At 66.9% G+C, this 20115-nt stretch carries 17 protein-coding genes; 6 read left to right on the forward strand and 11 right to left on the reverse strand.

The window, feature by feature from the left end; all coding sequences use genetic code 11:
* Positions 1 to 41: 41 nt before the first annotated feature.
* The 4 genes from BG61_RS08785 to BG61_RS08800 all read right to left on the reverse strand — a co-directional run bounded on the left by BG61_RS08785 (position 42) and on the right by BG61_RS08800 (position 6664).
* Positions 42 to 1511 (reverse strand): efflux transporter outer membrane subunit, encoded by a 1470-nt coding sequence (locus BG61_RS08785; RefSeq protein WP_035939166.1) that lies wholly within the window; start codon positions 1509 to 1511, stop codon positions 42 to 44.
* The gene (locus BG61_RS08790; protein ID WP_035939169.1) at positions 1508 to 2782 is read right to left on the reverse strand and encodes an efflux RND transporter periplasmic adaptor subunit; all 1275 of its coding nucleotides are present in this window, start codon (positions 2780 to 2782) and stop codon (positions 1508 to 1510) included. The genes BG61_RS08785 and BG61_RS08790 overlap by 4 nt, the downstream gene beginning before the upstream one ends.
* Positions 2783 to 2827: 45 nt before the next feature.
* Complete coding sequence (locus BG61_RS08795; RefSeq protein ID WP_035939171.1) at positions 2828 to 6028, reverse strand: efflux RND transporter permease subunit; 3201 nt, start codon at positions 6026 to 6028, stop codon at positions 2828 to 2830.
* Positions 6029 to 6379: 351 nt separating this feature from the next.
* A complete protein-coding gene (locus BG61_RS08800) occupies positions 6380 to 6664 on the reverse strand; it encodes a DUF4148 domain-containing protein (protein ID WP_035939173.1) in 285 nt (94 codons plus the stop codon).
* A gap of 211 nt (positions 6665 to 6875) precedes the next feature.
* On the opposite strand from BG61_RS08800, the gene BG61_RS08805 reads away from it, so the two are divergent.
* The 4 genes from BG61_RS08805 (at position 6876) to BG61_RS08815 (ending at position 10950) form a co-directional block, all read left to right on the forward strand.
* A complete protein-coding gene (locus BG61_RS08805; protein WP_035939175.1) occupies positions 6876 to 7178 on the forward strand; it encodes a putative quinol monooxygenase in 303 nt (100 codons plus the stop codon).
* A gap of 90 nt (positions 7179 to 7268) precedes the next feature.
* The gene (locus BG61_RS42750; RefSeq protein ID WP_161783667.1) at positions 7269 to 7430 is read left to right on the forward strand and encodes a hypothetical protein; all 162 of its coding nucleotides are present in this window, start codon (positions 7269 to 7271) and stop codon (positions 7428 to 7430) included.
* Between the two features lie 118 nt (positions 7431 to 7548).
* Entirely contained in the window at positions 7549 to 8454 is a 906-nt protein-coding gene (locus BG61_RS08810) for a hypothetical protein (RefSeq protein ID WP_035939177.1), read from the forward strand.
* 96 nt (positions 8455 to 8550) lie between these two features.
* Positions 8551 to 10950: a DNA polymerase II gene (locus tag BG61_RS08815; protein ID WP_035939180.1), complete on the forward strand. Its 2400-nt coding sequence runs from the start codon at positions 8551 to 8553 to the stop codon at positions 10948 to 10950.
* A gap of 80 nt (positions 10951 to 11030) precedes the next feature.
* Here the strand turns inward: BG61_RS08815 and BG61_RS39945 are convergent, their stop codons facing one another.
* Positions 11031 to 11201, reverse strand: a complete 171-nt coding sequence (locus BG61_RS39945) for a DUF3563 family protein (RefSeq protein WP_075584135.1) — start codon at positions 11199 to 11201, stop codon at positions 11031 to 11033.
* A gap of 695 nt (positions 11202 to 11896) precedes the next feature.
* Between BG61_RS39945 and BG61_RS08820 the strand changes: the two genes are divergently transcribed.
* On the forward strand, positions 11897 to 13168 hold the full coding sequence (locus tag BG61_RS08820) for a right-handed parallel beta-helix repeat-containing protein (protein ID WP_232256422.1): 1272 nt from the start codon (positions 11897 to 11899) through the stop codon (positions 13166 to 13168).
* A gap of 117 nt (positions 13169 to 13285) precedes the next feature.
* On the opposite strand, the gene BG61_RS08825 is transcribed toward BG61_RS08820, so the two are convergent.
* From BG61_RS08825 to BG61_RS08835, 3 genes are all read right to left on the reverse strand, one after another.
* Positions 13286 to 13912 carry a cysteine hydrolase family protein gene (locus BG61_RS08825; RefSeq protein WP_035939184.1) on the reverse strand — a complete coding sequence of 209 codons (627 nt, stop codon included), beginning with the start codon at positions 13910 to 13912 and terminating at the stop codon, positions 13286 to 13288.
* 39 nt (positions 13913 to 13951) lie between these two features.
* On the reverse strand, positions 13952 to 15658 hold the full coding sequence (locus BG61_RS08830; RefSeq protein WP_035939186.1) for an FAD-dependent oxidoreductase: 1707 nt from the start codon (positions 15656 to 15658) through the stop codon (positions 13952 to 13954).
* Positions 15659 to 16082: 424 nt separating this feature from the next.
* The gene (locus BG61_RS08835; protein ID WP_035939188.1) at positions 16083 to 16820 is read right to left on the reverse strand and encodes a DUF899 family protein; all 738 of its coding nucleotides are present in this window, start codon (positions 16818 to 16820) and stop codon (positions 16083 to 16085) included.
* A gap of 326 nt (positions 16821 to 17146) precedes the next feature.
* Between BG61_RS08835 and BG61_RS08840 the strand changes: the two genes are divergently transcribed.
* On the forward strand, positions 17147 to 17314 hold the full coding sequence (locus BG61_RS08840; RefSeq protein WP_174479715.1) for a hypothetical protein: 168 nt from the start codon (positions 17147 to 17149) through the stop codon (positions 17312 to 17314).
* Between the two features lie 49 nt (positions 17315 to 17363).
* On the opposite strand, the gene BG61_RS08845 is transcribed toward BG61_RS08840, so the two are convergent.
* From BG61_RS08845 to BG61_RS08855, 3 genes are read right to left on the reverse strand one after another with little or no spacing between them, the layout of a single operon-like run.
* The gene (locus BG61_RS08845) at positions 17364 to 18881 is read right to left on the reverse strand and encodes an efflux transporter outer membrane subunit (RefSeq protein ID WP_035939193.1); all 1518 of its coding nucleotides are present in this window, start codon (positions 18879 to 18881) and stop codon (positions 17364 to 17366) included.
* Complete coding sequence (locus tag BG61_RS08850) at positions 18878 to 19885, reverse strand: efflux RND transporter periplasmic adaptor subunit (RefSeq protein WP_035939196.1); 1008 nt, start codon at positions 19883 to 19885, stop codon at positions 18878 to 18880. Before BG61_RS08850 ends, BG61_RS08845 begins: the two co-directional genes overlap by 4 nt.
* 18 nt (positions 19886 to 19903) lie before the next feature.
* Positions 19904 to 20107, reverse strand: a complete 204-nt coding sequence (locus BG61_RS08855; protein WP_035939199.1) for a DUF1656 domain-containing protein — start codon at positions 20105 to 20107, stop codon at positions 19904 to 19906.
* Between the last annotated feature and the right edge of the window lie 8 nt (positions 20108 to 20115).

Here is a 20115-nt window from a genome sequence, read left to right on the forward strand (position 1 = left end):
CGTACTATAGGAGTGTCGTGGCCGCCATGCTTACCTGCGTTTCATCCCGGCGGCGCGCGGTTCGCCATCTGTTCGCCCGCGGGCGGCTGCGCCGCGTCCCAGCCGCCGCCCAGCGCCTTGACCAGTGCAACCGACAGTGTCCACTGCTGGCCGCGGATCTGCACGTCCTGCCGCTCGCTCGTGAGCAGCGACTGCTGCGCGGTGATCACGTCGAGATAGGCGACGAGGCCGCCCGAATAGCGGTCGTTCGCAAGCGAAAGGAGGCGCTGCGCGTCCACCACGGCCGAGTGCGACTGCTTCGCGGCGCCGTCCAGCACCGATAGTCCCACGATCCCGTCCTGCACCTGCTGGAACGCGTTCAGCACCGTCTGACGATAATTCGCCTCGGCGGCCTTGTAGCCCTCGTTCGCGAAATCGACATTGGCGGCGCGCCGGCCGCCGTCGAACACCACCTGGCCCACCGTCGTGCCAAGCATCCACAAGAGGCTCGGCGCGCTCAGCAGGCTCGCAAATTCCGTGCTCTCCCACCCGATATTGCCATTGAGCGCGACACTCGGGAAGAACGCGGCCTTCGCCACGCCGATCTGCGCGTTGGCCGCGGCCATCGCCCGCTCCGCCGACGCGATGTCCGGACGCCGCTGCAGCACGTCGCTCGGCAGCCCGAGCGGGATCGGCGGAATGGTGCCGGCGATGACCTTCGGCTCGATCGAGAACTGCGGCGCGGGCACCCCCGCGAGCGCCGCGATCGCGTGTTCGAACTGCGCGCGCTGATTCAGCAGCAGCTGGGCCTGCACGCGCGTGGTGTCGAGCAGCGACTGCTGCTGGAGCACGTCGAGGCCGGATACCGCGCCCAGGTCGTGCTGCGCCGTCACGTAGTCGAGCGCCTTTTGCTGCAGGTCCACCGAGCGGTTCAGAACATCGATCTCGGCGTCGAGCTCGCGCATCGAGAAATAGTCGGTGGCGAGATCGGTGGTGAGCACGAGGCGCGCATTGGCGAGATCGTCCGCCGACTGCTGCGCCGAGGCCGCCGCGCCCTCGACTTCGCGCCGGATGCGCCCGAAGAGATCGGTGTCGTAGTCGATGGTCGGACCGACCACGAGGTCGTTCTGCACCGTCGAATGATTCGGGATCGAGAAGTTGGTGAGCGGGCGGTTGCTCGAAATCCGCGCGCGCGATGCCTGCGCGTTCAGGTCCACTTCGGGCAGGCGCTGGGCCGACGTGTTCGCGAGCGTCGCCTTTGCCTGCGCATAGTGCGCGCTCGCCGCGGCGAGCGTCTGGTTCTGCGCGAGCGCCTGCGTCTCGAACGAGTCGAGCAGCGGGTCCTGAAAACCTTGCCACCAGTCGGGCGCGAGCGGCGCATGCGACGGCTGCGCGACGCGCCAGTACGAATCGGTCTTCCAGGCGGGCGGCGTGTCGGCGTGCGGCTGCCGGTAGTCCGGCCCCACCGTGCAGGCCGACAGCAGCGCGGCGCACAGGGCCGCGCCGCAAAGCGCCGGGCGCGTGCGCTTCATGATGTGCCCTTCGTGGTCTGCGTCTGCGGGGCGATGGATACATGGTCGCCATCCGCGATCGAATCGCTCGGATTGATGATGACCTTGTCCGTCGGCTCGATGCCGCTTTCGATTTCGAGCGACTGCCCGAGGTCCTGCGCGATCACGATCTTGCGCAGATGAACCTCGCCGTTCGCATCGACGACCGCGAGGCGCGGGCCCTCGGCGCGAAAGAGCAGGGCGTTGCCCGGCACGAGCAGGCGCGGATGCGCGGCCGCGGGCAGCGCGACCTGCACGTAGGCGCCCGGCCTCAACTTCCCGTCCGGATTCGGCAGCGTCACTTGGATCTGCAGCGAGCGGGTCGGCACGTCGATCGCGCCGGAGATGTGCGTGATCGTGCCGTGAAACGGCTGGCCGGGCAGTTCCGCCTGCGTCACGGTGACCTGCTGGCCGTCCTTCACGTTCTGCGCGTAAGCCTGCGGAAGCTGCACGTAGACGCGCAGCGGGTCCGACTGGGCGAGCGCGAAGAGCGGGCGGCTCGCGCCGCTGCCGGCGCTGCTGCCCGCGCCGCTGCCGGCGCCGCTACCCACGCCGCTGCCGGCGTCGATCAGGTCGCCGACATCGACGTTGCGCTGCGTCACCACGCCAGAGAACGGCGCGACGATGCGCTTGAACGATTCGAGCTGGCGCAGGCGCCGCACGTTCGCATCGGCGGCGGCGAGATTCGCGACATCCTGGTTGTACGTGCTCTGGCGCTCGTCGAGCTCCTGCTGCGAGACGGCGTCGCGCTGGCGCAACTGCAGCCAGCGGTCGAGCGAGCTTTTAGCGAGCCCGAGGCTGGAGCTCGTCTGCTCGCGCTGCGCCACGGCCTGCGCGAGCTCCTGGTCGATCTCGGGCGTATCGAGGTCCGCGAGCAGCTGGCCCTGCTTCACCTGCGCGCCGATATCGACGTACCAGTGCAGCAGATAGCCCGTCGCGCGCGCGAAGATCGGCGACTCCACGTAGCCGCGCAGCGTGCCGGGCAGGAGCGTTTCACCGCCGTGGTCGGTCTGCGTCGGCGTGACGGCGTTCACGTACTGCCGCGCGTTCTGGCGTGTGGTGGCCTCGACGGAACGGCTGTGCAGGTTGCCGACGACCACCGTGCGCGCCGCGCCCAGCGCGAGCAGCAACAGTACGATCACGAGCGCGATGCGGGCGCGTTTCCACTCGAGGTTGCGCGGCGGCAGCGCGTGGCCGCCTTCCTCCGGGTCTCTTGCCGGAATGGCAAGGGAAGCATGGGTTTTCTCGGTCATGTCAGTCGGTCGGGAAGAGAGGTGTCGGGCTCATGAGGTATTGGCTCAAGCGTGCTCGCCGTCGCCGTGCGCGTTGTCATCCGCGCCGTCTCCGGTCGTGCGCGTTGCTGCGCGCCGGGCAAGACGGCTATGGATGCCCGCGAAAACGAGCGGCACGAAAAAGAGTGTCGAGACGGTCGCGAACAGCAGTCCGCCGATGACCGCGCGGCCGAGCGGGGCGTTCTGCTCCGCGCCTTCGCCGAGACCGAGCGCCATCGGGATCATGCCGATGATCATCGCGAACGCGGTCATCAGGACCGGGCGGATGCGGCTCGCGCCCGCTTCGAGCGCGGCGGTGAGCGGCGGCGCGCCGGCCGCGAGCCGCTGGCGGGCGAACGCCACCATCAGGATGCTGTTCGCGGTCGCAACGCCCATCGTCATGATCGCGCCCGTCAGCGCAGGCACGCTCAGATGGGTGCCGGTCAGGAACAGCATCCACATGATGCCGGCGAGCGCGGCGGGCAGGGCGCTCACGATGATGAGCGGATCGACCCACGACTGGAAGTTCACGACGATCAGCAGATACACCAGCACGATCGCCATCGCGACACCGACACCCAGGCCGAAGAACGAACTGCGCATCGTCTGCACCTGGCCGCGCACGACGATCTGGCTGCCGCGCGGAAGCTCGGCGCGTGCCTTCCCGACGAGCTGGTCGACCTGCCGCGCGACGCTGCCCAGGTCGCTTCCCTCGACGCTCACGAAGAGATCGATGACGGGCCGGATGTTGTAGTGCGTGACGACGGCGAATTCGTTTTTCGGCTTCAGCCGCACGAGGTTGCCGAGCAGTTGCGTCGGTCCGGTCGCCGCGCCCGACACCGGCGTGCGCAGCAGCTCGTCGACCGAGCCGACCTGGTATTGCGGCGTCTGGATGGCGAGGTTGTATTCCACGCCGTTCTGCGGGTTGAACCAGAAGGCGGGCGCCGTCTGCGTGCTGCCGGAAAGCGAGATCAGCACGTTCTGCGCCACGTTGCTCGCGCTCAGGTTGAGCTGCTGAAGCCGCGTGCGGTCCATCTGGAGGCTCAGGGTCGGCTCGTCGAGCTTCTGCTGGATGTGCGTGTCAACCGTGCCGGGAATCAGGCGCACCTCTTTCATCAGCTTGCTCGCCACCGCGAAGTTCGCCTGCTGGTCGGCGCCGGCGATCTGCACGTCGATGGCGGCGGGCAGGCCGAAGTTCAGGATCTGCGTGACGATGTCGGCCGGCTGGAAGAAGAACTCGACGCCCGGAAAGCGCTGCGGCAGGATCGCGCGCAGCTTGTCGATGAACGTCTGCGTCGGCGAGTGGTTCTCGTCGAGCGCGACCTGGATCTCGCCGTCGAGCGTGCCGATCGTGCCCGCGTTGCTGTACGACAGGTTGATGCCGCTATAGGGCAGGCCGAGGTTGTCGAGAATGGTGGAAAGCTGCGTCGGCGGCACGACCTGGCGCACCACTTTTTCGACTTCGTCCGCGAGCCGCGCGGTCTCCTCGATGCGCGTGCCGGTCGGCGCGCGCATGTGCAGCCGGATGTCGCCGGCATCGACGGTCGGGAAGAAGTCTTCGCCGAGCACGAACACGAGCCCCGACGACAGCAGGCAGAAGCCGAGGAAGAGCGTTGCGAAGCGGCGGCGCCGCACGAGCAGGCTGCTCAGAATGACGATGTAGCCCGCGCGCATCTTCTCGAAGCCGCGGTCGAAGCGCTGGTAGAGGCGCGCGAAGAGCCCGGGCGTCGCGCCGGGCTTCGGCTTGTGCGCGTGGCCCATCAGCAGCATCGCGAGCGTCGGCACGAGCGTGCGCGAGAGGACGTACGACGCGAGCATCGCGAACACCACCGCTTCCGCGAGCGGCACGAACAGGTAGCGCGCAACGCCCGTGAGAAAGAACATCGGCACGAACACGATGCAGATGCAAAGCGTCGACACGAGCGCAGGCACCGCGATCTCGCCCGCGCCTTCGAGAATGGCATCGTGCAGGTTCGTTCCCATGTGCAGGTGCCGCTCGATGTTCTCGATCGTCACCGTGGCGTCGTCGACGAGAATGCCCACCGCGAGCGCGAGCCCCCCGAGCGTCATGATGTTGATGGTCTGCCCGAGCGCGTGCAGCGCGAGCAGCGACGAGAGGATCGACAGCGGAATCGATATCGCGATGATGCAGGTGCTGCGCCAGTTGCCGAGAAAGAGCAGGATCATCGCGGCCGTCAGCGCGGCGGCGATCAGCGCTTCGCGCACCACGCCCTGCACGGCCGCCTTCACGAACACCGACTGGTCGAAGAGCGCCGTGATCTCCAGGTCCGGCGGCAGCGCGGCGCGCGCGCCCGGCAGGAGGCTGCGCAGTGTGTTGACGATCGAGAGCGTGGAGGCGCTGCCGTTCTTCAGTACCGAGATCAGCACGCCGCGATGGCCGTTCTGGCGCACGACGTTGGTCTGCGGCGAGAAGCCGTCGCGCACGTGGGCCACTTCGCGCAGGTAGGTCGTCGCGCCGTTCACCGTGCGCACGGGAATGTCGTTCAGGCCCGCGACGGTCTCGGGCGAGCCGTTCATGTCGATCGTGTATTCCTTCGGACCGATCTTCGCGGTGCCGGTCGGCAGGATCAGGTTCTGCGCGTTCACCGCGCTCACGACGTCGGAGGGCGTGAGCCCTTTCGCGAGCAGCGCGCGCGTGTCGAGATCGACGGAGATGACGCGCGTCTTGCCGCCGTAAGGGTAGGGCACGGCCGCGCCCGGAATCGTCACGAGCTGCGGGCGCAGGAAGTTGAGCGCCGTGTCGTTCAGCGCCTGCTCGGAAAGCTTCGGGCTCGACAGCCCCAGCTGGATCACCGGAATGCTCGACGCCGAGTAGCTGATCACGAGCGGAGGCGTGGCGCCCGGCGGCATCTGCTTCAGCTGCGCCTGCTCGACGGCGACCGTCTGCGCGATGGCGGTCTGGATGTTCGCGTCGGGCTGGAGGAAGATCTTGATGATCGCGATGCCCTGCAGCGACTGCGACTCGATGTGCTCGATGTCGTTGACCGTCGTGGTGAGGACGCGCTCGTTGACGGACGTGATGCGGTTGGCGATGTCCTCGGCTGAAAGGCCCGAGTAATTCCAGATGATGCTGACGACAGGAATGTTGATGTCAGGAAGGACATCGGTGGGCGTCGAAAGCAGGACGAAGGGTGTCGCCAGCAGGATCATGATGGCCATCACGATGAACGTGTATGGCCGCTTGAGGGCAACGTTGACTATCCACATTGAGACGTGCTCGGAGCTTGCGGCGGAGGGAAATCAATCGGAGGCTGACGCGAGCGCATTGCGCCTGAACGGCGCGGACATGCATTACACGGGAGGGAGACCTGCCGATAAGCGAATTGGCCCAATGTTAGAGGTCGGGTGCCAACGCCGACATGACGCCAAAATGGCAGAACAGTCAGTAATGAAAATGAAGGCGCGGGCTATGCCCGGGGAACGATCGCACTGGCGGCGCGCCACCTGCGATGCGAATGCGGATAGAGGCGCGAGAAGCGGGAGCAGAGAGGGCGCGGGGTCAGTCGCATGATGCCGGGAGCCGCGGCGAGTCCCTCGTGTTGCGGCAGCGAGGAGCGCTTACTCGCTGGTGCCGGTGCGGGCGGGCTGGCCGGCACCCGAAGTCCCTTCCGCCGACGGTCCATAGGCGGCCGAGCTGCCGTTGTCCGCCTGCACGCGTGCTTCGGCGGCCTGGATGTCGCGCGGATAGTACGGGTCTTTCACCGAGGGGTTGTAGCCTGCGTTTTCGAGTTGCACGAGTTCCGCGCGGACCTCTGCGCGCGTGACGGGCTCGTTCGTCTGGGCGAGCGCCGCGATCGGTGAGATGGCGAGAGCGACGATGGCGACACGGATCAATGGCTTCATGATGAACTCCTGAACGAATGAGATAGCGATATGGCGTGCGCGTCGCGCATGACCGATTCGCGCGCGGCACGACGCACTCATTGTATTTTCCGGACCGTGGCGAGATGCTGGCATCGACATGGCATTGCGGTCAGGTGGCCGCACCCGGCAGAGCGCGATGCGAGCACGTATCATCAATACGCACCCCGCACACATCCGAAGGAGAAGCATCATGGTCAAAGTTGCGCTGTTCGTTCGTCTAGAAGCGAAGCCGGGAAAGGAGCAGGAAGTCGAAAGCTTCCTGATGGGCGGGCTGCCGCTCGTCGAAGACGAGCCCGCCACGATCGCATGGTTCGGCCTGCGCCTGGGTCCGGCCACGTTCGGCATCTTCGATGCCTTCCCCGATGACGCCGGCCGCCAGGCCCATCTCGCCGGCAAGGTAGCCGAGGCACTGATGGCGAAGGCCGCTGATCTGTTCGCGAAGCCGCCGGAGATCATGCACGTCGACGTGCTCGCGGCGAAGCTGCCGGCTTAGCTGACCGGGTAGCTGCCCGGTCAGCCAGCCGCGCGGACGGGCACCGGGCTCCGTGACCCGGCAGGTTCGATCGTTGATGATTGCGCAGACATGACTTCCAGGGACCTGCCTTCCATCCGGCCAGCGCACCGTGCATTGCCGCGCGGCTTCGAGCGCGGGTACGGCCTCAGGAGCTTCGACGTCGCCATTCCCCGCGGCACGCTCGTCGTCTTCACCGGCCAGCCCGGTCCTCCGACGATAGACGCGCGGTGAAACCGCGTGACATAACTTTCCAACAGACTGGATTCGCGCGTTCTTCTATATTTCGTTCGTCGCCACGCCGCAGCCCGCGCAATGTGCGACCTGGCCCGAAACCGTGAAGGACATCCCCGTGAAAATCCGATCGTTTGTCATCCCGACCACCGGCGCTTCGCCGGCTTCATCCGCGGCCACCGCGTTCGCCGGGCTCACGCTGCGGCACCTCCTCGTCGCGGCTGCCGCCGCCCTGCTGGCGCTGGCGAGCGCGCCGGCGTCGGCGGCGTGGGGCGCGCGGGGAACCGCGGTCACGTCGCGCGGCGCCTACAACGGCGCTCACTACGGATCCTGCGGCGGCGGCAGCTGCTCGCACGCGGGCGGCGTGGCCGGGCCCTACGGCGGCCTCGCGACGAACACCGGCACCGTGACCCGCACCGCGCCGGGCCAGTTCTCGAACTCGGGAACCGCGACGGGCCGCTATGGAAACTCCGTCCAGCACGCCGGGGACACGAGCTGCGCGGGCGGCACCTGCGCGCACACCGGCAGCCTCACCGGACCCGACGGCAACACCGCCACCACCGCAGGCAGCGCGATGCGCACCGCGCCGGGACAGTATTCGTCGTCGGGTACGGTCAACGGGGCGTACGGCAACACGGTGAACCACTCGGCATCGACGAGCTGCGCGGGCAATTCCTGCTACCGCTCGGGAACCGCGACCGGCACGTACGGAGGCACCGTCAGCCACTCCGGCACGGCGACGAGCGTCGCGCCGGGCGTCGTCGTGACCTCGGGCAGCGCGACGACCGTGCACGGCACCACGGTCACGACGGGCGGCTCGGTCACGACCGTGAGCGCGACGGTCGGGTATGTGGCGCCGCCGCCGGTCGTCTATGTGCCGCCGCCGGCGACGGCGACCGTCTACGTCGCGCCGCCCCCGCCGCCCCCGCCGGCCGTCGTGTATGTCGCGCCCGCGCCGAAACCCGCCGTGTACATTCCGGGCCACTGGGTCAACAACGTGTGGGTGCCCGCCCACTGGGCCTGAGCGCAGGCGCAGGCGGTTTGCAGCGCGATGTGGCCGGCCGCCGCATCGATTGGAAAGTAAAATGCGCTGACCACACAGGCTCTCGAAGGCATCAGCTTGATTCAGGCACAGCAGGGCTTCATCCTGACCCGCCACTGGAGGGACACGGCTGCGGGGACCGAGGTCGAATTCTGGCTCGCGACCGACCGCGGCCCGCAGAAGATCCGCCTCGCGCCGCAGACGTCCGTGGCGTTCATTCCGGCGGAGCAGCGCGCGCTTGCCGAGCCGTTCGTCGCCGGAGCGCGCCAGGCGGAATTGCGCGCGCTGCCGATGAAGGATTTCCAGCATCGCCCGGTGCTCGGATTCTACTGCCCGCAGTACCGGCAACTGGCCGCGCTGGAGAAGTCGCTGAAGGAGGCTGGCGTGCAGGTCTACGAAGCCGACATCCGTCCGCCCGAGCGCTATCTGATGGAGCGGTTCATCACCGCGCCGGTGCGGTTCAGCGGCCAGCCCAGCGGCACGTCAGACGGCACGTCAGGCGGCAAGTCCGGCGACGGCGTGCTACTCGACTGCGAAATGAGACCGGCGCCCGGCTACCGGCCGCAACTCGCGATGGTGTCGCTCGACATCGAGACGAGCGAGCGCGGCGATCTCTATTCGATCGCGCTGGAAGGCTGCGGCGAGCGTCAGGTGTACATGCTCGGCCCGCCGAACGGCGACGACGCCCCGCGCGATTTCGACCTCGAATACTGCGAGAGCCGCGCGCAGATGCTGGAGCGGCTCAATGCGTGGTTCGCGCGGCACGACCCCGACGCAATCATCGGCTGGAACCTGATCCAGTTCGACCTGCGCGTGCTGCAAAAGCACGCCGACCAGTTCCGGATTCCGCTCGTGCTCGGCCGTGGCGGCGGCCTGATCGAATGGCGCGAGCATGGCGTGAAGCAGAACCATTTCTTCGCGTCGGCGGCGGGAAGGCTCATCATCGACGGCATCGAGGCGCTCAGGTCCGCCACCTGGAGCTTCCCGTCATTCAGCCTGGAGTACGTGGCGCAGGCGCTGCTCGGCGAGGGCAAGTCGATCGACAATCCCTATCAGCGGATGGACGAGATCAACCGCCGCTTCGCCGAGGACAAGCCCGCGCTCGCGCGCTACAACCTGAAAGACTGCGAGCTGGTGACGCGGATCTTCGCGAAGACCGAACTGCTGACGTTCCTGCTCGAACGCGCGACCGTCACCGGGCTCGCGGCGGACCGGAGCGGCGGCTCGGTTGCGGCCTTCAGCCATCTGTACATGCCGCGCATGCACCGGCTGGGCTACGTCGCGCCGAACCTGGGCGACGTGCAGGAGGCGGGGAGTCCCGGCGGCTTCGTGATGGATTCGAAGCCGGGCCTCTACGACTCGGTGCTGGTGCTCGACTACAAGAGCCTGTATCCGTCGATCATCCGCACGTTCCTGATCGACCCCGCCGGACTGGCCGAAGGCATGCGCCACCCCGGCGACGCCGATTCCGTGCCGGGCTTTCTGGGCGCGCGCTTTTCGCGCGAGAGGCATTGCCTGCCGGCCATCGTCGAGCAGGTGTGGCAGGGGCGCGAGGCGGCCAAGACGCAGAACAACAAGCCGCTGTCGCAGGCGCTGAAGATCATCATGAATTCGTTCTACGGCGTGCTCGGGTCGAGCGGCTGCCGCTTCTTCGATCCGCGTCTCGCGTCGTCGATCACGATGCGCGGGCACGAGATCATGCATCGCACGCGCGAGCTGATCGAGGATGCGGGCTATCAGGTGATCTACGGCGACACCGACTCCACCTTCGTCTGGCTCAGGCACGCGCACACCGAAGAGCAGGCCGGGGAGATCGGAGACGCGCTCGTCGGGCATGTGAACCGGTGGTGGCAGCGGCACCTGAAGGAGCAGTTCGGCCTCGACAGCGCGCTGGAACTGGAAGTCGACACGCACTACCGCCGCTTCCTGATGCCGACCGTGCGCGGCGCCGAGCAGGGCAGCAAGAAGCGCTATGCGGGACTGATCACGCGAGCGGATGGCGGCGACGAAATGGTCTACAAGGGCCTCGAAGCCGTGCGCACCGACTGGACGCCGCTCGCGCAGCAGTTTCAGCAGGAACTGTATCTGCGCATCTTCAAGCGGCAGCCGTATGAGGAATACGTGCGGGACTACGTGGGCCGCACGATGAGCGGCGAATTCGACGCGCTGCTCGTCTATCGCAAGCAATTGCGAAGGCGGCTCACCGACTATCAGCGCAACGTGCCGCCGCATGTGCGCGCGGCGCGCATCGCGGACGAATTCAACCAGTCACGGGGCCGTCCGCTGCAGTATCAGAACGGCGGCTGGATCAGCTACGTGATGACCGTCGCCGGGCCCGAGCCGGTCGAGACGCAGCGCTCGGCGATCGACTACGACCACTATCTGACGCGTCAGTTGCAGCCCGTCGCGGACGCCATCCTGCCGTTCCTGCGCGACGATTTCGCGGGGCTGATGTCCGGGCAGAAGGAATTGTTCTGACCCGCGCCCGATGGGCCGGTCCGGTGCGCGCGCCCGGCTTCGGCGGGCGCACGCGCCGGGTGGCGCCCGAGTTCAGGCGCTCAGGCGTTCAGGCCGAAATTCGCTTCAGTCGGAAAGCCGTTCGCTTCGAGGGAGCGCATGCGTCGCTCGAGATCGGCGAGATCAGCCGACGAAGCAAGGTAGGCTTCGCGGCGATACTGTTCGCTGCGCTCGAGCAGGCTGCCGAGTTTTTCAAGGAAATAAGCAATCATGGTGTACTCCTGGGTAGCCGACGAGTGTCGGTTCATTCAGGAGAACACCCGGGTGCCCGGGTTTATTCACGATCAAATGCATTTCTGTCGGGGCTGATCGTGAATCAGGATCGCGAATCGTTGCTGCCAGGTGCCTTCCTCCCGTGAGAGGGTTGTCAGGGCCGGAGTGCAATCGCGGCTTGCCGCTACATTCGCGATCTTCGCGGTCTTCGCCTTCGAGAAGAGATGAACGGCATGCACGACAGGCCGCCTCGAATCATTCGATATTCGCATCATTAACTCGCCCGATAATCCTTTCAATTTGAAATGATTAATTGTCTAAAGATATAAGCTCAAACGGTAATTGTCTTATTTAAACGTTACATTACGTAACAACCATACGGTATGACTTTCTTTTGTATTCTGATACGATTATTTCAAGGCGGTAATATATTAACTGCCAGCTAAGTCGCGTTTCATCGGCTGCTCTGGCGCCATCGAACCGCAAATAGCAGCAAGTCCCTTCCGGAAGACCTGTTTTACCCATCTGGCGTTTCTTTGCTCGGGCGAAGACGCGCCGGGCATCTGCGTCGTTCCCTGCATTTGCCAATGTCGATCGCGATATTGCGGACGTTCGCGTTCGTGCTTTCGTACGCCCGTTAAATCCGGTTGAACTCCTTTTAACACTCGTGTGCGGCTGACGTCATATGGCGCCAATGGGAACGGTTTTAAGCCGCACCATTAAATGGGAAACGATTTTAATGTTTTTTAATAATGCCCCTGCCAAGCAACTTAACAATTACGGAGAAGAAAGCGTTATTCGGCGTAAATTACTGACATCATTGCTCGCCGGCGGCGGCGCACTCCTGCTCGCTGCCTGCGGCGGCGGCGGCGGTGCCGACCCCGAATCGGCGGCCAATCGAGGCAAGGGCGGCAAGGGCGCCAGTGCTCCCGCCGATGGCGCAAGCACACCGGCTGCGGCGAGCGCGCCGGCTGGCGCGAGCGCGCCGGCTGCGGCAAGCACGCCGGCCACCGCGAGCACACCCGCCGCGGACAACGCGCCGGCCGCCGCCAGCGAGCCGCCGGCGACCGGAGTCCTCCTCGATACGTCGTTCGGCGTGAAGGGCGACGGAACGACCAACGACCGCGCCGCGCTCCAGGCGGCAATCGACGGCTCGATCGGACAAATTCTCCTGATTACCGGAACGAGCCGGATCGACGCGACCGGCCTCGACCTGCGGACCAACAGCCACGTGCGCTTCGCACCCGGCGCGTCGATCAAGCTGCTTCCCCACAATGCCGGCACGTACGAAATGATCCGGCTCGCGGATGTGGACAACGTCACGCTCGAAAGCCCGAATCTCGACGGCAGCAAGGAGTTGAATTCGGCGACGACGGGGCAATGGGGAATGGGGATTTCGATTAATGGGGCGACAAACTGCACCATTACTTCGCCGACCACGATTAATACCTGGGGCGACGGAATCTATGTGAACAACAGCGACAGAAAGACCGGCAGTTACAGCACGAACATTACCGTGAGCGATCACCACGCGAGCGGCTGCCGTCGGCAGGGCGTATCGATTATCAGCGGCAAGGGGATCGTCTTCAATAATCCCCTGTGGGAAAACATCGGCGGCACCGAGCCGGGATGCGGGCTGGATATCGAGCCGAACGACAACACCGCCGTGCTGGAGAATATCCAGATCGTCAATCCCACGACGAACAACTGCAAGGGCGGCGGCATTCTCATCTATCTCGGCTTTTTCGCCGGCCCGGTCGCCAAGACGGTCAGCATCGCCATTAGCGGACACACGGACCTGACGAGCCCCGGCGGCTCGTTCAATGTCCAGGGCCTGAAGCTCAATGGCAACGTGGTGAACGGGACGATCACGAGCGCCAATCCGGTCTGGAAACAGCCGATGAGCCTGGAAGACTGGGACAAGGCAGGTCCGACGGTCACGGTGACCAACCCGAAGATCGGTTAATTGCCGGCACGGCGCGATGGGCGTGTTCCATCGCGCCTTTCTCCTTCGGTTGCGTCTCGATGCGTTTCGCTGCGTTTTCAACGGTGCCGGAGCGCAGCGAATCGACGGCCGACCTGTTCAGGCCTCCGGTAACGCCTCGACGAGTTCGCGGGTGCTGACGATGCTGTGCGCGAACGTCGGCCCGTTCAGTTGATGTGCCGCGTGCATCATCTCGCGCCTGAACGCGGCCGTGGCGTCCTTGACGAGCGTCACGTGATACCCGAGTTCCGATGCATACCGCGCAGTGCATTCGATGCACGTGTTGGCCAGCAGCCCGGCGACGATCACGTGCGAGATGCCGTGCTGTTTCAGCTGGAAATCGAGATCCGTATTGGCAAAGCCGCTCGATCCCCAATGTTCGGATGCGACGATGTCGCCCGGTTGCGGTGCGAAGTCGGGATGCCACTCGCCTCCCCATTCACCGCGCGCAAAGTGATGGCCCGCCATGACCTTGCGCTGGTTCGGGTTCGGATGGCCCCAGGACGCGTAGTCGCCCGCCTGCCAGCGGCGGTGCGGCACGATGACGACCTGGATGCCGGCATCCCGGACGGCCCGGGCGATGGTGCGCAGGTTGTCGAGCAGTCCCACTTCTTCGGCGACCTCCCTGATCAAGGGCCACACCTTGCCGCCCTCCGACATGAAGTCGTTATAGGGGTCGACAAGCAGCAGCGCTGTTGACTTTGCATCGTAGACTGCGTCGCCCATGTTCGTTGCTCCGGAAATCGGCCGCTCGGACCCGTGCGTTCACCGAGCAGCGGCCAGAAAACGATGAATCTGCGCCACGACGGCCGCGCCTTCGCCGACCGCCGACGCAACACGCTTGGTGGAACCCGAACGAACGTCGCCGATCGCGAACACGCCCTGGACGCTCGTCTGCATCGGCAGCGTCTGCGCGCCGGCATCCGCTACATCGATGCCTGTCAGCACGAACCCCTTGCTGTCGAGCGCTACGCCGCATGTCCTCAGCCACGCCGTATTCGGGTCCGCGCCGATGAATACGAACAGATGATGGGTGGTCATGCTGCCTTCGATACCGCCCGCACCCCGGTAGTGCACGCGCTCGAGGCGCGCAATCCCTTCGAGCGCCGTCAGTTCGATACGCGTATGAACGGTCACGTTCGCGAGCGACGCGACGCGTTCGGCCAGATAATGGGACATGCTGTGTTCCAGGCTCGCGCCGCGAACGAACATATGCACGTGCTCGGCGTGCGTTGCCAGAAACACCGCCGCCTGCCCCGCCGAATTGCCGCCGCCCACCAGCAGCACGGGCTCCTTGCGGCACAGTCTCGCCTCGATCGGCGTGGCCCAGTAGTAGACGCCGCAGCGCTCGAAGTGAGCGAGGCCCTCGACGGCGGGACGCCGGTACTCCGCGCCGCTCGCAATGACAACTGTGCGCGCCGTGATGCGGCGGTCATCGGTCAGCTCGACGACGGGCGGCTGCTTGTCGCAATACAGGGCCTTGACCTCGCACGGGATGCCGATGTGCGCACCGAACTTCTGCGCCTGCACGAAGGCGCGGCCCGCCAGCGCCTGACCCGTGATGCCGGTGGGAAAGCCCAGATAGTTCTCGATGCGCGCACTCGTGCCGGCCTGTCCACCGGGCGCACGGCAGTCGAGCGCCGCGACCGACAGCCCTTCGGACGCCGCGTAGACGGCCGTCGCGAGTCCGGCCGGGCCTGCGCCGACGATCGCCACGTCGTAGACGTGCGCCGGATCGAACTCGGGAATCAGTCCGAGACAGGAGGCAAGCTGTCCCTCATCGGGGTTTCGCAGCACGGTGCCGTTCGGACAGACGACCAGCGGGAAGTCGTCGGGCTGCGGCGTCAGGCGCTCGAGCAGCGCGACGGCTTCGGCGTCCTGCTGCGCATCGAGCGTCATGTTGGGAAACGCGTTGCGGCGCAGGAAATTCTGCAGCGCGGAGAGCCGCGCGTTGCCGGCAGCGCCGACAAGAACGACACCCTGTCCGCGCTCGATCACGAGCACACGCCTCAGAATCAGCGCGCGCATGATCTTTTCGCCGAGATCGGCTTCGCTGATCATCAAGCCGCTGAGTTCGGTGGGCCGCAGCAGGACCGCTTCGACATCCTCGACGACATGCGCGTCCACGACGGCGGGCTTGCTCGAAAGCTGGGTGACGTCGGAGGTGAATTCGCCGCGCTTCGTATAGGTGTGGATGATCCGTTCGTGACCCAGGCCATCGCGCCCGACTATCCGCACTTTGCCCGACAGCAGCACGAACACGCCCGGACAGAGGCTGCCCGCGCGATAGAGCAATTCGCCCTGGGCGTAGCGGGAGACCTTGCCGAAGCGATGCACGCGGTCGAGTTCGACATCCGTCAGGACCGGAAACATCTGATGGTAGCGCGGGTGGTCGCGCACGCTCGGGTCGTCGACGATCGTGTCGTCGCTGCCATGGGTCGCATCCCCGCCCGGCCTTGACTCATTGCTCATCGCGAACGTTCTCCCGGCAGCTGGTGGGCGCCGCCATCGATTGCCCCGATTGTCCTGGCTGTCCCGATTGTCCCGGCTGTCCGGTCGTCGCCGCTGCTGGCTGAAGGGTCCGCAACGTCGGCTGAACACGGAGCGGCCACCCGATATCGGCGCAGCGCGCTCTGCCGGCGCCGGTGCGCAACGACATGACCGGACGCGGCCGCCGGTGCGATTCCAATGAAGAGATTAATCGAGTTGCCGCGGCGCAGTCACGGATTCTTTACATCCGCCTTCCGCGCCGCGTCGAACTCGTCAGCGCGCCCGGTGCCGGGAAGGGACTCGAGGCGATTCGTGCCTGCATTCGCCGGGCCCGGCGCGCCCGGCCCGCAACCCGCAGCCCGCAGCCCGCAGCCCGCAACACCGCGCAAGCCGGACCCGAATCCCGCTACCGCCTGCCCGCCGGCGCCGCGCCGTACTCCAGCTTCGGATACCAGTCCGGCGCGCGGCCGTCCGGCGTGAGATCGAGGATCGTCCAGATCGGCATCGCGTCGGGGGCGCCGCGCGGGTCCTGTCCGGGATCGGCCGTCTCCGGCCCCATTTCGTCGCCGTAGAAGTGGCGCACCACGCCGCCTTTGCGCGTAAAGACGTTGAACGAGGCGTTGTCGCCGGCGTCGGGCGCTTCGTCGGCGTAGTCGCGGTTGAAGCTGTTGCCGCCCGACGAATAGAGCCGCAGATGCCGCCAGCCCCGCTCGTGCTTGAACGCGACCATGCGCTCGATCGGCGAGCGCGCGATCACGGCGAACGCGACGCGCTGGAGGATGTCGGGCATTTCGCCGTCGAGCGAGCCGAGCAGCGACGTGCACATCGGACACGGCCGCTCGCGCCGGGGCCCGAACATCCAGTTGTAGGTGACGAGCGTGTCGTGCTCGCCGAACATCTGCGACAGCGTGAGCTGGCCGTGCTCGCCGTCGAACCGGTAGTCCTCGGGTACTTCGCCGCCCGGAGGCAGCGCCCGGCGCTGCGCGGCGACACGCTCGATATGGCGCCGCAGCTCGATTTCCTCCGCGAGCAGGGCGTTGCGCGCGCTGCGGTACTGCGCGCTCTCGCCCGGAAACCGGCGGGCCGACCGGGCCAGCTCCACGGCCGGCTTCAACATCTGTGAAAATCCATCTGCGGAAGTCATGAATGAGCTCCTCGTCGGTTGACCATCAGGGGATGACTGCGGGGCGGGCCTGCGCGGGCCCCGTCCCATCTGCACGACGAGCGACGCGCCGGAAAATCGACACTTCCTGCCGGATATCCCGCGATCCGCCACAATGAACGCACGGGCGCGACCGCGGCGGCGCGGCGAGCGGAGCTAGCGCGGGGCGTTTGCCGCATCGTGCCATGCTCCGCGGGAGTAAAATTGACCAATATTGACGATGCGGATGCACGTCACGACATGCTTCTGGTGCTTCGATGAATACGCCTGACACAAAAGAAAGGACGCGACGGCGTCCATCCACCCGGATGCTGAACGTCCTCACGGCGCTCATCGGGCTCGCGACGCTCGCGGCCGGCATCGCGTGGCTCGTCTACACGTGGGTCGTGCACCTGGAGGTGCCGTATTTCGCGATACCGCTCGTGCTCACCGTGCCGGTCATCGTGGCCGCCGCGTTCCGCAACTACTGGGACTGAGGCGGCGCCCGCCGTCCCCGGCGCTCCATGCGCGGGGACGCCACCCGGTTCAGTCCACCTTGACGCCGCTCGCCGGCACGGCCGCCGAAGGCGTTGCCCCCGCCGAAGGCGTTGACCCCGTCGCAGGCGCGGATGTGGCCGCCGCCTGCGCGTTCTCCCAGCCGCCGCCCAGCGCGAGAAAGAGATTCACCTGATCGACCGCCACCTGGCCGATGGCGGCCGCGAGCTGCGCGTTCGTCGATGTCAGCGTGCGCGTCGCGTCTAGGTCCGAGAGGTACGATTCGCGCCCCGCGACGTACAGCCGGTGCGTTTCGTCCGCCGATTTCGCCGCCGATTTCTGCGCCTCGCGCAATGCGTCGGCGCGGGCGTAGTCGGCGGCGTAGGCGGCGAGGCTCGACTGCGTCTCGCGCAGCGCGTTGAGCACGATGCCGTCGAAATGGGCGAGCGCCGCGTCGGCGCCGTACTCGGCCTCCCGCACGCGGGCGCGCTGACCGTTGATCGGGAATGTCCAGCTGATGAGCGGGCCGAACCCCCAGCGCGCGGTCGAGGCGGTGCCGAGGTCTTCCAGGATGCCCGTCAGTCCCGCCGACGCGCCGATGCTCACGCTCGGGTACAGCGCGCCCGTCGCGACGCCGATGCGCGCCGTCGATACCGCGAGCCGCCGCTCGGCCTCGCGCACGTCGGGCCGGCGCCGCAGCAGGGCCGCGCCGTCGCCGACCGGAATCGGCTGAGCGATCTGCGGGACCTTGCTGCACGTGCGCACCGCCTTCGGCAGATCCGACGGCGCGCGGGCGAGCAGCATCGCGAGCCGGTATTGCGCGATCCGGCGCCGCGCTTCGTAGCGCGGAATGTCGGCGGTGAGCGTGGCGGCCTGCGTTTCGCCGCGCGTCACGTCGGGCGTGTTGCCGCGCCCGGCCTTCTGCAGCCGGCGCGTGAGCGCGACGCGCTCGCGCTGGAGAGCAAGCGAGCGTTCGGCGATTTCCAGCTCGTCGGCGGCCGAGCAGTTCTCCACGTACGCCCGCACGACGTCCGCCACCACGGTGATGCGTGCGACGTCGGCGGCGGCCTGCACGGCCTCGCTGTCCGCGCGCGCGGCTTCCACGCCCCGGCGCAGCTTGCCGAACAGGTCGAGTTCGTAGGAGACGTTGATGCCGATGTCGCCTTCGTACACCACCGGCACCTTTTCGGTCAGCAGGAACTGCTGGGCCGATTCCTGCGCCCGCGCGACCGACGCCGACGTGCCGCCGGACAAGCCGCCCTGCTGCTCGGCGAAGCTCACCCCGGCGCGCGCGCGGCCGATGTTCGCGGCGGCGACGCGCAGGTCGGTGTTCGACGCAAGGGCTTCGCGCACGAGGTCTTCGAGCACCGGGTCGTCGTAGAGATGCCACCAGTCCGGCGGCACGGGAGCGCTCGTGGCCGTGGCGCCGTCTACGCCGTCGAGCGGGGCGTTCGCGAGCGGCGCGTTGATCGCGGCCTCCTGCGGCAGCTTGTAGTCCGGGCCGACCGTGATGCACCCCGCGATTGCCAGCGCGGCGGGCAGCAGGGCGAGAAAACGCGGCGCCTTCATTTGACGCCCGGTGCGGCGGTGGATGAGCCTGAAGGGGCCGACGCCGCGGGAGCCGCTGGAGCAACCGAAACCCCCGAAGCCGCTGAAACCCCCGAAGCAACCGAAACCCCCGAAGCCGCCACCGGCCGGCCGACGAGCGACAGGTCGCGCATCGACACCGTCGCCGTGCGGCCCGCGATCATGCGGAAATCGGGCGGCACCTCGTCGAGCGCGACGCGCACCGGAATGCGTTGCGCGAGCCGGACCCAGCTGAACGCCGGGTTCACGTTCGGCAGCAGGTTCGACCCCTGCACGCGGTCGCGGTCCTCGATCCCGGCGACGATGCTCTGCACGTGCCCGCGCAGCACGTGCGGCTCGCCCATCACCTTGATGTCGACCGCCTGGCCGATGTGAATGCCGCGCAGCTTCGTCTCCTCGAAATAGCCGTCGACGCGAAACGAGTGCTGGTCCACCACCGAGAGCACCGGCCGCCCCGGGCTCACGTATTCGCCCGCGCGCGGCGCGCGGTCGTTCAGGTAGCCGTCGACAGGGCTCACCACCGTCGCGCGCTGCTGGTTCAGCCGTGCGGTATCGATCGCGACGATAGCGTCCGCGAGCTGCGCCTCCGCCGTCTCCACGCGCGAGCGGCTTTCCTCCGACACTTCCCGCGCCACCAGGTCGCCGAGCGCGCGGTTGCGGGCGTCCTCGCGGCGCGCCTGCGCGAGCGTCGCGCGCCGCTGCTGCGCGGTCGCCTCGGCCTGGCGCAGCGCGAGCGTGTAGCGCGCCGGGTCGATGACGAAGAGCGTCTGGCCGCGCGTGACCGGCTGGTTGTCCACCACGTGCACCGAGACGATCAGCCCGCCGACATCCGGCGCGACCTGCACGACGTCGGCGCGCACGTGGCCGTCGCGCGTCCACGGTGCGTACATGTAGTACTCGACGAGGTGCCACAGCACGTAGCCGGCGACGCTCGCGACGACGAGCGTAAGAAGGATCTGTCCGACGGAAAACCAGGTTCTTTTCACTTTTTAAAACCGCTGCTCTCAGAGACGCTGCGAAAGGATGACGACGCCCCCCAGCACGATCACATAGATGCCGAGATCGAAGATGGAGCGGTGCCAGATGAAACGGTACAGCCCGAGGCGCTCGAATACCCAGCGCCCCGCGAGGCTCACCAGATAGGCGACGAGCATCAGCACGAGGACCGAGGGCACGAAGACGCCGTAGAAATCGATCTCGCCGATCATCGCGCGCT

The organism is Caballeronia glathei (genome assembly GCF_000698595.1).
GTDB lineage: Bacteria > Pseudomonadota > Gammaproteobacteria > Burkholderiales > Burkholderiaceae > Caballeronia > Caballeronia glathei.